General features: G+C 64.5%; 14 protein-coding genes and 2 tRNA genes. 5 read left to right on the top strand and 11 right to left on the bottom strand.

Annotated features, from left to right (window positions below):
* Positions 1-66: 66 nt before the first annotated feature.
* The 7 genes from C0Z19_RS13085 to fdxA form a co-directional block, all read right to left on the bottom strand.
* A complete protein-coding gene (locus tag C0Z19_RS13085; protein WP_102610251.1) occupies positions 67-399 on the bottom strand; it encodes an AzlD domain-containing protein in 333 nt (110 codons plus the stop codon).
* Positions 396-1,151, bottom strand: coding sequence for an AzlC family ABC transporter permease (locus tag C0Z19_RS13080; RefSeq protein ID WP_102610305.1), 756 nt, complete (start codon positions 1,149-1,151; stop codon positions 396-398). The genes C0Z19_RS13085 and C0Z19_RS13080 overlap by 4 nt, the downstream gene beginning before the upstream one ends.
* Positions 1,152-1,305: 154 nt before the next feature.
* Complete coding sequence (locus C0Z19_RS13075; protein WP_102610304.1) at positions 1,306-2,223, bottom strand: helix-turn-helix transcriptional regulator; 918 nt, start codon at positions 2,221-2,223, stop codon at positions 1,306-1,308.
* Positions 2,224-2,265: 42 nt separating this feature from the next.
* The gene (locus C0Z19_RS13070) at positions 2,266-2,763 is read right to left on the bottom strand and encodes a CreA family protein (RefSeq protein WP_102610250.1); all 498 of its coding nucleotides are present in this window, start codon (positions 2,761-2,763) and stop codon (positions 2,266-2,268) included.
* A 186-nt stretch (positions 2,764-2,949) separates the two neighbouring features.
* A tRNA-Asn gene (locus tag C0Z19_RS13065) sits at positions 2,950-3,025 on the bottom strand.
* A 107-nt stretch (positions 3,026-3,132) separates the two neighbouring features.
* Positions 3,133-3,208 (bottom strand) — tRNA-Asn (locus C0Z19_RS13060).
* Between the two features lie 141 nt (positions 3,209-3,349).
* A complete protein-coding gene (gene fdxA, locus C0Z19_RS13055; protein ID WP_102610249.1) occupies positions 3,350-3,673 on the bottom strand; it encodes a ferredoxin FdxA in 324 nt (107 codons plus the stop codon).
* Between the two features lie 250 nt (positions 3,674-3,923).
* On the opposite strand from fdxA, the gene pncB reads away from it, so the two are divergent.
* From pncB to C0Z19_RS13030, 5 genes are all read left to right on the top strand, one after another.
* On the top strand, positions 3,924-5,120 hold the full coding sequence (gene pncB / locus C0Z19_RS13050; RefSeq protein WP_102610248.1) for a nicotinate phosphoribosyltransferase: 1,197 nt from the start codon (positions 3,924-3,926) through the stop codon (positions 5,118-5,120).
* Between the two features lie 111 nt (positions 5,121-5,231).
* Positions 5,232-5,903 (top strand): LutC/YkgG family protein, encoded by a 672-nt coding sequence (locus C0Z19_RS13045; RefSeq protein ID WP_102610303.1) that lies wholly within the window; start codon positions 5,232-5,234, stop codon positions 5,901-5,903.
* A 154-nt stretch (positions 5,904-6,057) separates the two neighbouring features.
* Entirely contained in the window at positions 6,058-7,401 is a 1,344-nt protein-coding gene (locus C0Z19_RS13040) for a sodium:proton antiporter (protein WP_233196123.1), read from the top strand.
* A 15-nt stretch (positions 7,402-7,416) separates the two neighbouring features.
* Positions 7,417-8,406 (top strand): 2-hydroxyacid dehydrogenase, encoded by a 990-nt coding sequence (locus C0Z19_RS13035; protein ID WP_102610246.1) that lies wholly within the window; start codon positions 7,417-7,419, stop codon positions 8,404-8,406.
* Positions 8,403-9,893 carry a DNA recombination protein RmuC gene (locus tag C0Z19_RS13030; RefSeq protein WP_102610245.1) on the top strand — a complete coding sequence of 497 codons (1,491 nt, stop codon included), beginning with the start codon at positions 8,403-8,405 and terminating at the stop codon, positions 9,891-9,893. The genes C0Z19_RS13035 and C0Z19_RS13030 overlap by 4 nt, the downstream gene beginning before the upstream one ends.
* 86 nt (positions 9,894-9,979) lie before the next feature.
* Here the strand turns inward: C0Z19_RS13030 and C0Z19_RS13025 are convergent, their stop codons facing one another.
* The 4 genes from C0Z19_RS13025 to mobA form a co-directional block, all read right to left on the bottom strand.
* Positions 9,980-10,465 carry a GNAT family N-acetyltransferase gene (locus C0Z19_RS13025; protein ID WP_102610244.1) on the bottom strand — a complete coding sequence of 162 codons (486 nt, stop codon included), beginning with the start codon at positions 10,463-10,465 and terminating at the stop codon, positions 9,980-9,982.
* Complete coding sequence (locus tag C0Z19_RS13020; RefSeq protein ID WP_102610243.1) at positions 10,465-10,740, bottom strand: hypothetical protein; 276 nt, start codon at positions 10,738-10,740, stop codon at positions 10,465-10,467. Before C0Z19_RS13020 ends, C0Z19_RS13025 begins: the two co-directional genes overlap by 1 nt.
* Before the next feature lie 60 nt (positions 10,741-10,800).
* Positions 10,801-12,129: a molybdopterin molybdotransferase MoeA gene (gene moeA / locus C0Z19_RS13015; protein WP_102610242.1), complete on the bottom strand. Its 1,329-nt coding sequence runs from the start codon at positions 12,127-12,129 to the stop codon at positions 10,801-10,803.
* 90 nt (positions 12,130-12,219) lie between these two features.
* A complete protein-coding gene (gene mobA / locus C0Z19_RS13010; RefSeq protein ID WP_102610241.1) occupies positions 12,220-12,861 on the bottom strand; it encodes a molybdenum cofactor guanylyltransferase MobA in 642 nt (213 codons plus the stop codon).

Genomic DNA, 12,861 nt, shown 5'->3' with positions numbered 1-12,861 from the left:
ACGGCGAGCGAGGCTGGAACTTGAGGCCAATTTGAGGAAAGCCTCTGAAGATTCGCGCGTGATGGCCTAACGGACCACGGGGACCACGAGGCCTTGCCAAAGAAAGAAGACCGCCAGCCCGACTGCGATTGTCAGCAGCGGCCGGCGCGTCGCGGCTGAGACGCCGCAGGCCGTGAGCGCGCCGACGAGTTGCGGGTTGCGCCAGGTCAGTTCCGGCGCACCACCGTGGGGCGTGACGGCCATTGGCACGATGATGGCCGTCAGGACCGTGACCGGGACGAAACCGAGCGCCGTGCGTACTAGCGGCGGAAAGACGACGCGCTCGCCAAGCATGAAGACGGCCGAGCGGATGAAGAACGTAATGACGGCCATGCCGAGGATCAGGAAAACGTAGTTCACGATGCGACCTCCGCCTGGCGGCCGGGGTGCGGCGCCTGCGCATGCGTTTTGCTGTCGATGCGCGCGTCGTCGTCCGCGTGTTTCGGCGCGCGGCCGCCGCTGCCGATATCCGTCGCCCCGGGGCGGGACAGGATGACGCCGACGGCGACGCCGGCCGCCACGGCCGCCAGCAAGCCGAGTTTGTAAGGCAGGCCCGCACATGCGAGCGCAACGACACCGGCTGTCGCGGCAGATGCGATGTAGCGCAGCGAGACGAGTTGCGGCACGACGATCGCAATGAACGTCGCCACCATGGCGAAATCGAGCCCGAGCGACTGCAGTCGCGGGAAGGCCGCGCCAAACAGCAAGCCGGCCAGGGTCCAGATCTGCCAGTTCACGTACATCGCCAGCCCCGAGCCGAGAAAGTAATGCGGACCGATTTTTCCCGGCGGCGCATGGCGGTAGTGGGCATAGGCGACGGCGAACACCTCGTCGGTCAATACACCGCCGAGCGCGAGGCGCCACCGTGCGGGCAGGCGGGCGACATAGGGCGCCAACGTCGCGCTGTAAAGCACGTGCCGCACGTTGACGATGAGCGTCGTCGCCCAGATGACGGCGAAACCGGCATGCGAGGCGATGAGGCCGAGCGCGATGAATTGCGATGAGCCGGCGAAGACAACGAGCGACATGAGTTGGCCGTGCCACGGGTGCAGCGGGCCGGCGGTGACGAGCGTGCCGAAAATGACGCCGAAGGGCGCGGCGCCGACCATCATCGGGATCGTATCGCGGGCGCCGTCGATGAATTCGTTGAGCGGGGTGCGCGGTTTCAAGGGCAAATCCTCCTAATGCCCGAAGGATAGCGACGATGCCGTGCCGATCGCTTGTACGTTCTTGCGCTGACGCCAAGACGCGGCTGGCTTATGCGGCTCAGCGGGGGGCCGCGTTGCCCGCCTGCCAGCGCCCGGGCGGCACGCCGAACATGCGCCGGAAATGACGTGTGAAATGGCTTTGATCGGTAAAGCCGCACGCGGCGGCGACCTCAGCGACAGGCGCGCCCTGGCGCAGCGACGCGAGCGCGCGCTGCAGCCGTAGCTGATTGCGCCACGCGTGCGGCGGCATGCGCGTCGCCTGGGTGAACAGCCGCGCGGCATGAAAAGCCGACAACCCGACCTGCGCGGCGAGATCGGTCAACGACAGCGGCTCGGTCAGATCGGCTGCGAGCCGTTCTTTCATCAATGCGACGCGCGGCGGATCGGCCTTGGGCCGGTCGGCGTCCGGGTGACGGAGTGCGTAGCGCACGAGCAGCGTCGAGACGGCGTCGATCAGCGCCATTTCAGCGGCGAGCGGATCGCCGCCCGGCGGATCGTTGCTCGACAGAGCACGTGGTGGGAAATCGCCCGCCGATGCCTTGTCGGTCGAGGAGTCGGCGAGCCCTTCGAGCAGACGATGGGCATGGGCGACGCGCTTTGCGAGATCGGGGTCCCGGATCACATCGACCGGAAACCACGGCATCGGCTGCGCTGCCGCCGCGATCTCGCCGGCGAGATGGTGCATGAACCCGACGGGAATATAGAACACGCGATAGCGCCAACCGACCTCCATCGCGCGCGAGCCTGTGTGGACTTCGCCGGGATTGATGACGGGGACGGTTCCGGCTTCGGCGACATGCCGCCGGCCCTGGTAAGCGTACATTTCGGCGCCGGCTTCGATGACAGGCACGGCATAGGCCTCATGCCAATGGGGCGAGAACTCGTGCTCGTAATACTCGGCCGTGACCATGTCCATGCCCGGCAGCAGGGCCGAACGCCAATAACGGGCGCGATCGCTGAAGCGGGGTTGGTCCATGGCCGTCATCGGGGCGTGAGTGCGTCGCGGCGCTTGGGCTGGTCAGCGCAGCGGGATCGTCGTGCCGGCTGGGAGCGCAACGGCGCTGACGCTATTTTTGGCGCTCCCCGAGACGACACGGTCGCTATAGGTCAGATAGACCAGCGCGTTGCGCTTCTCATCGACGATCCGCACGACATGGAGCGTCTTGAAGATGAACGACATGCGCTCGCTGAAGACGTCGGCCTGACGTTTGAGCGGCTCGGCGATTTTTACAGGGCCGACCTGGCGGCACGCGATCGATGCTTCGGTCGGGTCTTCGGCGATACCCAGCGTGCCCTTGATCCCGCCCGTGCGAGCGCGAGAGACATAGCAGGTGACGCCGGACACGGCCGGATCGTCGTAAGCCTCGACGACTACGCGGTCGGAGCCCGTAATGCGAAAGTTCGTGTTGACGCTGCCGATTTCTTGCGCGTGGACCGGCAACGCGCAAGTGACGGACGCAAATGTGGCGCAGGCAAGGGCGGTAACCCGAAGCGGCGAGGGGGCGAAGCGGCTCATGACGAAATGGCGATATTCCGGCGTTTGGCCCGGTGAGGCGTATAACGACACGGTATCACAACGTTCCAACGCGGGCGCCCTGGCCGGACGGCCGATGGTTGCCGACGCCGAATCGGCGACAATCGCTCGCGGACAAAAGCAAAAGGGCCCGTCGACAACTCGACGGGCCCTTTTGCATGAAGCTCTTGGCTCCCCGACCTGGGCTCGAACCAGGGACCTACGGATTAACAGTCCGGCGCTCTACCGACTGAGCTATCGGGGAACAACGTGCTACGGTGAAAACGACTACTGCGCGGCTACTGAGCGACCACTGCGCCGCTATCGCGCAAAAAAGCCCGTTATGACGAACGGGCTTTTCCATTCATTCTTTGGCTCCCCGACCTGGGCTCGAACCAGGGACCTACGGATTAACAGTCCGGCGCTCTACCGACTGAGCTATCGGGGAACAACAACAGCAGAGAAGCGAGATTTTATGTACCGCCTCGCGCCCTGTCAATACCCTTTGCGATGGCGATCGGCGCCTACGGCGCTGCCAAGGCGGCCGGCCGGGCCGGCGGAGAGCCGCCGCACGCTGTTGCGAACGGGCTTACCGCTCGAGGTATTGCAACTTGTCCTGGATATCTTTGAACGCGTCGGCTTCGGGCAGCGGCGCCTTCGTTTTCGTAATGCTGGGCCACGCCTTCGCCAATTCGGCGTTCAACGCCGTGAATTGTTGCTGGTCGCCCGGTACGTCTTCCTCGGCGTAGATGGCGTTCACCGGACATTCGGCAACGCACACGGCGCAATCGATGCACTCATCGGGGTCGATCGCGAGGAAGTTGGGACCTTCGCGAAAGCAGTCCACCGGGCAGACGTCGACGCAGTCGGTATAGCGGCATTTGATGCAGCTTTCGGTCACAACGTGAGTCATTCAAGCTCCTGCAGGGTATCAGGGAAAGATGCCGAATTAGCAAGACGTCTATTGTAACTGAACGGCTCGGCGAGGACGTGCCGACCCTTGCGGCCGTGTTTAGATCGATTCGTGATTAGTTTATGGGCAGGCCGGCCTGTTGCGGCTCTGAGCGACACGCCCGCCGCCGCCATTGCGGTAACATGCGGCGATCCGTCATAGATGGCGGCGCTCAGTGGGCGCCGTCTCGTCGCGCGCTCCGATCGAAACCATGATCATCACTTCGCTGCTCGATACTGATCTCTACAAGTTCACGATGATGCAGGTCGTGCTGCATCAGTTTCCCGCGGCGGCTGTCGAATACCGCTTTCGCTGCCGCACGCCGAACGTTCAGTTGGCGCCGTACGTCGCGGAGATCCGCAACGAAGTGCGCCAGCTTTGCGAACTGCGCTTCACCGACGACGAACTCGATTACCTGCGGCGAATGCGCTTCATCAAGAGCGATTTCGTCGATTTCCTCGCGCTGTTTCATTTGAGCGAGAAGTACATCTCGATCGAAGAATCGCCCAAGGGCAACGGCGAAATCGAGATCTCGATCAAAGGGCCGTGGCTGCACACGATCCTGTTCGAAATCCCCGTGCTCGCGATCGTCAACGAGGTCTACTTCCGCAATACGCAGCGTGAGCCCGACTACGCGGGCGGGCGCGAGCGGCTCGCCGAAAAGATCGCGCTGCTGGGCGCTCGCCCCGAGTTCGCCGATTGCAAGATTGCCGATTACGGCACGCGCCGGCGCTTCTCGAAGCGCTGGCATGAAGAAGTGATTCTCACGCTGATGACGGGCATCGGCGAACAGTTCGCGGGCACGAGCAACGTGTTTTATGCGAAGAAGCACGACCTGACGCCGCTCGGCACGATGGCGCACGAGTACCTGCAGGCGTGCCAGGCGCTGGGGCCGCGCCTGCGCGATTCGCAAACATACGGCTTCGAAGTCTGGGCGAAAGAGTATCGCGGCGATCTCGGCATCGCCCTGTCGGACGTCTACGGCATGAAGGCGTTCCTGAACGACTTCGACATGTACTTCTGCAAACTGTTCGACGGCGCGCGCCACGATTCGGGCGACCCGTTCGAATGGGGCGAGCAGTTGCTGAGCCATTACGAAAAGAACCGCTGCGACCCGCGCACGAAGGTGCTCGTCTTCTCCGACGCGCTCGACATCCCAAAAGTGCTTCAGCTCTACGAGCGTTTTCGCGGGCGCTGTCGGCTCGCATTCGGCGTCGGCACGAACCTGACCAACGATCTCGGCTACAGCCCGCTGCAGATCGTGATCAAGATGGTCCGGTGCAATGGCCAACCCGTTGCCAAGCTGTCCGATTCGCCGGGTAAGAACATGTGCGACGACAAAGCCTATCTCGCCTATCTGCGGCAGGTTTTCGGGATCGAGACGCCCCTCGAGGACACGCCTGATTGAGCAAGTCGGATCGGGCCGTGGCTTTGCGATCTTTCTTTGGCCGAACGGCCGATGTATCCCAAAAAAGAACGTCCGTATAATCGGCAGTTCATTCGGTTTCAGGGGAACGCAATGGACACATCGGCGGCGCGGCGCAATATCCTGGCGCGCATTCGTGCGGCGTCCGGGCGGCCGGCCGAGCCCGGGGCCGCCGAGCATGAAGCGGTGGCCGATTACCTGAAGCATCACCCGGTGGGGCCACGTCCTGAGCTGCCTACCGATCCCGAAAGTCTCACGGCGCGTTTCATCGATGAAGCGCGGCTCATGGCGAGCACGGTCGATCAGGTCGAAACGATTGAGGAAGTGCCGGCCGCGGCCGCACGCTATCTGGCGCAGTTGGGGCTACCTGCGAAGGCGGTGGCCTGGGCCACGCTGGCGGCGCTGCCGTGGGAGCAGGCGGGCGTGGCCGTCGAGTTTCGCAAGCCTCAAAACAGCGATCTCGTCGGCTTGACCGGGTGCTTTTGCGCGACAGCCGAGACGGGCTCGCTCGTGCTGCTGTCGGGGCCCGAAACCGAGTCGTCGATGGCGTTGCTGCCCGAGACCCATATCGCGGTCGTGCCCGCTTCGCGCATCGTGGCGGGCCACGAAGAGGCATTCGCCCTGATGCGCAGCGAGCGCGGCGAGCTGCCGCGCGCCGTCAACTTCGTGTCCGGGCCCTCGCGCACCGGCGACATCGAGCAGACGATCGTGCTCGGCGCGCACGGCCCGTACCGGGTCCATGCGATTGTCGTGCGCGGCGCTTGAACCCAGGCGCGCGCAGTTGCGCTGCGCGCGTTCCCAATTCAAAAGGAAGTTCATGATTCAACGATGGGCCGCGTGCTCGCGCAAGGCGGCGGTGATTGCTTTTGCATTGACGATAGCAAGTTGGGCGTCCTCCGCTTCGGCCTCGACGGCGGCGATGCCCGACGGCGCGGCGCTCGGATTTCGCTGGACGTTACCGTTCGCGGGCATCTTGTTCTCGATCGCGGTGCTGCCGCTTGTCTCGCCTGCGTTCTGGCATCGCCATTTCGGCAAGATCGCGTGCGCCTGGGCGGTCGCCTTCCTCGCGCCGTTTGCCTATGCGTTCGGGCCACGCGCCGCGGGGCTCGCGTTCTCGCACGCCATTGTCACCGAATACGTGCCGTTCATCGTGCTGCTGACGGCGCTCTACACGATTGCCGGCGGCATTTGCGTGCGAGGCAACCTGCACGGCTCGCCGCGCGTCAACACGGCGCTGCTCGCGCTCGGCACGGCGCTGGCGAGCATCATGGGCACCACCGGTGCTGCGATGCTACTGATCCGGCCCCTGCTGCGCGCGAACGACAACCGCCGGCACGTCGTCCACGTGTTCGTCTTTTTCATTTTCCTCGTGGCCAATGCCGGCGGTTCGCTCTCGCCGCTCGGCGACCCGCCGCTGTTCCTCGGCTTCTTGAATGGCGTCAGTTTCTTTTGGACGACGCGTCACCTTGCTTTGCCGATGCTGTTCATCTGCGCGTTGTTGCTGACGCTGTTTTATCTGCTCGACGTCTATTACTACCGGCGCGGCGGCGAGGAGCGCGCCGCCTTCGATCCGTCGCCGGATTCGATCGGCGTCGTGATCGAAGGCAAGCGCAACTTCATCCTGCTCGCGTGCGTGATCGCACTCGTTTTGATGAGCGGGTTATGGAAGCCCGGCATCGTATTCGACGTCCTCGGGGCGCACTTGGAACTGCAGAACCTCGTGCGCGACGCAGCGCTGCTCGGGCTGACGGTCGTCTCGCTCGCGATTACCCCGCGCACCGCACGCACGGGCAACGCGTTCAACTGGGCGCCGATCGAGGAGGTCGCGAAGCTGTTCGCAGCGATCTTCATCACCATCGCACCGGTCGTGATGATGTTGCGCGCGGGCGAAGGCGGCGCGTTCGCGCCCGTCCTTCACCTCGTGACCGACGCGCAGGGACGCCCCATCGACGCCATGTATTTCTGGGCAACAGGTATCCTGTCGTCGTTTCTCGATAACGCGCCGACGTACCTCGTGTTTTTCAATCTCTCGGGCGGCGATGCGCACACGCTGATGGACACCGGCGCCACGACGCTCGCGGCCATCTCGGCCGGTGCCGTGTTCATGGGCGCGAACAGTTACATCGGCAACGCACCGAACTTCATGGTGAAGGCGATCGTGGAATCGCGCGGGGTACGCATGCCAGGCTTTTTCGGTTACCTCGCGTGGGCCGGCGCGGTGTTGATCCCGGTGTTCCTGCTCACGACGTGGCTGTTTTTTTGATTGCGGAGACATTTCATGCAGAAGATTCTCGTCGCGCGTCCGATCTTTCCTGATGTCGTCGAGCGTCTCAAGCGGCACTTCGACGTCGATTGGAACGACGGGCCGGCGCTGCCGCCCGACGAGCTTGCGCGCAGGCTTGCCGATAAAGACGGCGCGTTGACGGCTGGCGATCCAATCGGCGCGGCGATCTTCGCGGCGGCCCCGCGCTTGCGCGCGGTCGCGAACATGGCCGTCGGCTTCAACAATTTCGACATCGACGCGTTCAACGCCGCCAATGTCATTGCCACGAACACCCCCGACGTGCTCAACGAAGCGACGGCCGATTTCGGCTGGGCATTGATGATGGCGGCGGCGCGACGCGTGACCGAGAGCGAGCACTGGCTGCGCGCGGGCAAGTGGGGCGCTTGGCGCTATGACGGTTTTCTTGGTGCGGACGTCCACGGGGCCACGTTGGGCATCATCGGGATGGGCCGCATCGGACAGGCGCTGGCGCGCCGCGCGAGCGGCTTCTCGATGCGCGTCGTTTATCACAATCGCTCGCGCGTAGCGCCTGAGATCGAAGCCGAACTCGGCGCGCAGTACCTGTCGAAAGCGGACTTGCTGCAGCAGGCCGACCACGTCGTGCTTGTCGTGCCGTACAGCGCGCAGAGCCATCACACGATCGGCGCTGCAGAACTCGCGTTGATGAAGCGAACCGCCACGCTGACGAACATTGCACGCGGCGGCATCGTAGACGATGGGGCACTGGCCGAGGCGCTGCACGAGGGGCGTATTGCGGCGGCGGGCCTCGACGTATTCGAGGGCGAACCGAACGTGCATCCGCGGCTGCTGTCGGCGCCCAGTGTCGTCCTGACGCCGCATATCGCGAGCGCCACCGATTCCACGCGTCGGGCGATGGCGAACCTTGCCGCCGACAACCTCATTGCCGCGCTTGGCGAGGGCCCCAATGCGGGCCGGCCGGCCAATCCGATCAACCCTGAAGTCCTGGGACGCATGCGTTCATGACGATGATCCTTATTGCGGCGCTTGCTCTGGCCGTTGTCGTATTGGCGATTGCGCTGGCGCTGGCAGTCAGAAGTGCGACACGCGCGAACGATCGCGCGGCGCTTGCCGATCTTAGCGAATGCATTCAAACGTCGGGCGAGGCGCAGGCTCGTGCCTACGAACGGCTCGAGCGCGAGCTCCGTGGGGAAATCGCCGAAACGTCGCGCCTCTCGCGCGCCGAACTGGGCGGTGGCTTCGCACAGTTCCAACAGACGCTTGCCGCCCAATTGACGAGCGTCGCCACGGTGCAAAACCAGCAAATCGACGGCTTTGCGACGCGTCTTGCGCAACTCACCGAAACGAACGCCGCGCAGCTCGATGCGATGCGCGAGAGCCTGCAGCGGCACGCGCATGTGTCGCGCGACGAGCAGTCCTCGGCCCTCAAGCGGTTCGGCGATACGCTCGCGCAACAACTCGCCCAGCTCATCGAGGCGAACGATCGGCGCTTCGCCGAAGTGCGGGCGACACTCGAAGCGCGGCTCAAGGATATCGAATCGAACAATGCGACGAAGCTCGAGGAAATGCGCCGCACAGTCGACGAAAAGCTGCATGCGACGCTCGAGCAGCGGCTCGGCGAGTCGTTCAAGCTCGTGTCGGATCGTCTGGAGCAGGTTCACCGCGGCCTTGGCGAGATGCAGACGCTCGCGGCCGGCGTAGGCGACCTGAAAAAGGTGCTGACGAACGTGAAGACGCGCGGCACCTGGGGCGAAGTCCAACTCGAGGCGCTGCTCGAACAGATACTGACGCCCGATCAATACGCGAAGAATGTCGCGACCGTGCCCAAGAGCGGAGAGCGCGTCGAATTCGCCATCAAATTACCGGGGCGGTCGGAGGGCGGAAACGGCCAGGGCGCGGCCACTCCCGTCTGGCTGCCGATCGATGCCAAGTTTCCGCGCGAAGACTACGAGCGCCTGATCGATGCGCAGGAGCGCGCAGACCCGGTTGCCGTCGACGAAGCGTCGCGAGCGCTCGAGGCGCGTGTGCGCGGCGAGGCGCGCACGATCGCGGAAAAGTACCTGGCGCCGCCCCACACAACCGATTTCGCGTTGCTCTTCCTGCCGACCGAAGGGTTGTATGCGGAAGTCCTGCGTCGTCCCGGGCTGACCGATCAGTTGCAGCGCGACTATCGCGTGACGATCGCCGGGCCCACGACGCTGACGGCGTTGCTCAACAGCTTGCAGATGGGCTTTCGCACGCTCGCGATCGAGAAGCGTTCGAGCGAGGTCTGGCAGGTGCTGGGCGCGGTCAAGACCGAGTTCGGCAAGTTCGGCGATGTCCTGGCGAAGACCAAATCGCAACTCGAAACAGTCACGCGCTCGATCGAAGCGGCCGAGCGCCGCACGCGCGTCATGAGCACGAAGCTGAAGGAAGTCGAGGCGCTGCCGGGCGAGCAAACGGAAGGCTTGCTCGGCGACGCTTACGCGGGTTTGCAAGAACCCGACGTTTGAGGCCTTCCTATCGAGTCGGAGAAGGGCGGTGCGGCGCTGGACCCGCTACGGCCCCCGAGCCTTGCGCCGGCAGCCATGCAGTCAGGTCAGGCTGCGTTGGCGAGTTGCGTCAATGCGTCGTCGGTCACGCGAACGATGCGCCAATCGGGCAACACCGTGGCGCCCATCTTCGTATAGAAATCGATCGCGCTTTGGTTCCAGTCGAGCACTGACCATTCGAAGCGTCCGCATTGGCGCTCGACCGCGATTGCCGCGACGCGGCGCAGGAGCGCAGTGCCGAGCCCGCTGCCGCGCAGGGTGGGCTGCACGTAGAGGTCTTCGAGATAAAGGCCGCGCCGGCTCAAGAACGTCGAAAAATTGTGAAAGTAAAGCGCATATCCGACAACGCGGCCGTCGCGCTCGGCCACAAGCGCTTCAGCCGCCGGCCGTGCCGAGAACAGGGCCTCGTGCAGCGAGTCTTCGGTCGCGACGAACAGATGTGTGAGCTTCTCGTACTCGGCCAACTCGCGCATCAGGCCGATCATCGGCGCTACGTCGAGCGGCGTGGTGTTGCGAATGGTGTCGTTGTTCATCAAGCTTCCTCGGGCACGTCGGACAGAACGATTTCGATGCCACCGAAGCGCCCGGCTACCCAGTTGTAGAGGTGGCAAGCGATCCACAGCAATACAAACCCGAGGATCGCATTGAGCAGCAGCGCGCTGAAGATGGTGCTCAGTTCGACTGACCCGTGGCGGATAAACGCGACGAGGATGCCGAGCAGGACGATCGGCATACTGAAGGTCAAATATACGAGGATGAGCGCTTTTGCAGTCTGCCCCGGCGCAATCGACAAGATTTGTTTTTTCATTGAGAGCCTCGTTGAGAGACAGTGTGCTTTTTGGAAACCGTAGCGGGCGTCGAACGCCGCTCAGACGAGCCCGTCGAAGGGCATGATGTCGACGGGTGCTCCCGCGGCGACATCGGCTTGATCGTGGGCGAGGATGATGAAACAGTTCGCTTCGCTCATCGAACTCAACACGCCCGATCCTTGCGAACGCGTGGCCGCGACGCTCCACTTGCCGGCGGCGTCGCGCGTGGCGATGCCGCGTAGAAATTCAGTGCGTCCGGGACGCTTCTTGATCGCCACGCTGCTTTCGGCGGCAAATTGTAGCGGTGTGTCCGCGTTTGCGCCTGACATTGTCACCAGCGCTTCGCGAACGAGCTGATAGAACGTCACCATGACGGCGACGGGGTTGCCAGGTAGCCCGAAGAACAGCGCGCTGCCAGCAGACTCATCGCGTCCGTTCGGCCACAGGCGGCCGAACGCCAGCGGGCGGCCCGGGCGCATCGCGAGTTGCCAGAAGGCCACATCGCCGAACGTTTCGGTCATGCGCGCTGTGAAATCGGCATCACCGACCGATACGCCGCCCGACGTCAATACGACGTCGGCGCTCTCGCAGGCGGCTCGCAATGCAGCCTCGAGCGCTGCGGGCTCGTCGCGCACCACGCCGAGATCAAGTACTTCGACGTTCATCCGCGTCAGCATCGCGTACAACGTGTAGCGGTTGCTATCGTAGACGCATCCTGTCTCGAGCGGCTCACCGATCGAGCGCAGTTCGTCGCCTGTCGAAAAGAATGCGACGCGCAAGCGCCGGCGCACCGGTACTTCGGCGACTCCGAGCGATGCCAGCAAGCCGAGATCGGCCGGACGCAGGACCCGGCCGGCCGCAAGGGCGGGATGGCCGCGCGCCAGGTCTTCGCCGGTGCGCCGGCAGTTCGCGCCGCGCGCGATGTGCTGATCGTCGAAGCTGATGCTCGATCCGTTGCGCGTCACGAATTCCTGGGCGACGACCGTATCGCAGCCCGACGGCATCGGCGCGCCCGTCATGATCCTGACGCATTCGCCGGCGCGGCACACCCGCTCGAACGGATGGCCCGCACGCGCTTCGCCCGCTACGGCGAGCGTCAACGGCGCATGAACCGCCGACGCCGGCGTGGAATTGGAATCGACGCAACGTGCCAGTGCGGCGCCGTCGAACGCGTAGCCGTCCATCGCGGCGTTGTCATGGGCCGGCACGTCGATCGGCGAGACGATGTCCTGTGCGAGCACACGGCCGAGCGCCGACCGCAACGCCACTCGCTCGACCATCGCCACGGGCGTGACCGCGCGCCGAATCAGTGCGCGGGCGGTATCGACGGGAAGCGGGTTCGGGGCCGAAGGGGCGGCGGCGCCGGAAATTTCGTTGGAAATCGTCATCGAAGAATGGGGCGCGGCGCAGCGAGCCGGGAACCGCGTGAGCATAGCAGCGCGAGCGTGGCGTGGGTGTTTCGCCTCTGGGCCGGCTGATCAGCTGCGCTTTGGCTCGACGCCGAACGCTCGTTCGAGCTCCGCGAGCTCGTGCAAGGAATTGGCATTGTAAAACGCGCGCTCGTCTTGAAAGTGCACTTGGACGCTCTTGTGGCGTTCGTACCACGTGCGGACCTTGCGTTCGCCGGCATCGAGCCAGGCGGCCAGGTCGTCGGCAAGGCAGGTGCGCATCACGGCAACGACCGGGTGCGGGCACCTGTGTCCTTCGGCGTTCGTGGTAGAGGCGAAGGCCACGTCGGCCTGCGCGGCATCGAGTGCGTCGACGAGTCGCGCGGCGAGATCGTCAGGCAGAGCGGGCGTGTCGCAGGGGACGCACAGCAGCAGTTCTTTGGATGTCGCCCGTAAGCCGGCCAGGATTCCTGCCAGCGGGCCCGGAAAGTCGCACGATGCGTCTTCGACGATGCGTGCGTGGAACGGCGCCGCCAGCCGCTTGTATTCGTCGATGTGGCGATTGGCGCTGATCAGCACGCAGCCGACTTGTCCGGCAATGCGTTTCGCTGCGCGCAGCGCGAGCGGCTCGCCGGCGAGCAGTTGCAGTCCCTTGTCGAGTCCGCCCATGCGGGTGCCGCGGCCGCCGGCCAGCACGAGGCCCGTCAGACGCGAGCGTAAGTCGTGGGTCAT

Source organism: Trinickia soli, assembly GCF_002879855.1.
In the GTDB taxonomy this organism is placed as follows: Bacteria; Pseudomonadota; Gammaproteobacteria; order Burkholderiales; family Burkholderiaceae; genus Trinickia; species Trinickia soli.
The sequence above is the reverse complement of the archived record's forward strand: the minus strand, read 5'-3'. Positions and strand labels throughout refer to the sequence as shown.

Bases quoted from the DNA above. Each gene is read 5' to 3' on its own strand.
- C0Z19_RS13040 (WP_233196123.1), top strand. From the start codon at position 6,058: ATGCCCGACGGCGCGGCGCTCGGATTTCGCTGGACGTTACCGTTCGCG.
- C0Z19_RS13045 (WP_102610303.1), top strand. From the start codon at position 5,232: ATGGACACATCGGCGGCGCGGCGCAATATCCTGGCGCGCATTCGTGCG.
- C0Z19_RS13035 (WP_102610246.1), top strand. From the start codon at position 7,417: ATGCAGAAGATTCTCGTCGCGCGTCCGATCTTTCCTGATGTCGTCGAG.
- pncB (WP_102610248.1), top strand. From the start codon at position 3,924: ATGATCATCACTTCGCTGCTCGATACTGATCTCTACAAGTTCACGATG.
- C0Z19_RS13070 (WP_102610250.1), bottom strand. From the start codon at position 2,763: ATGAGCCGCTTCGCCCCCTCGCCGCTTCGGGTTACCGCCCTTGCCTGC.
- C0Z19_RS13075 (WP_102610304.1), bottom strand. From the start codon at position 2,223: ATGGACCAACCCCGCTTCAGCGATCGCGCCCGTTATTGGCGTTCGGCC.
- moeA (WP_102610242.1), bottom strand. From the start codon at position 12,129: ATGACGATTTCCAACGAAATTTCCGGCGCCGCCGCCCCTTCGGCCCCG.
- C0Z19_RS13080 (WP_102610305.1), bottom strand. From the start codon at position 1,151: ATGATGGTCGGCGCCGCGCCCTTCGGCGTCATTTTCGGCACGCTCGTC.
- C0Z19_RS13020 (WP_102610243.1), bottom strand. From the start codon at position 10,740: ATGAAAAAACAAATCTTGTCGATTGCGCCGGGGCAGACTGCAAAAGCG.
- mobA (WP_102610241.1), bottom strand. From the start codon at position 12,861: ATGACCCACGACTTACGCTCGCGTCTGACGGGCCTCGTGCTGGCCGGC.
- fdxA (WP_102610249.1), bottom strand. From the start codon at position 3,673: ATGACTCACGTTGTGACCGAAAGCTGCATCAAATGCCGCTATACCGAC.
- C0Z19_RS13030 (WP_102610245.1), top strand. From the start codon at position 8,403: ATGACGATGATCCTTATTGCGGCGCTTGCTCTGGCCGTTGTCGTATTG.
- C0Z19_RS13025 (WP_102610244.1), bottom strand. From the start codon at position 10,465: ATGAACAACGACACCATTCGCAACACCACGCCGCTCGACGTAGCGCCG.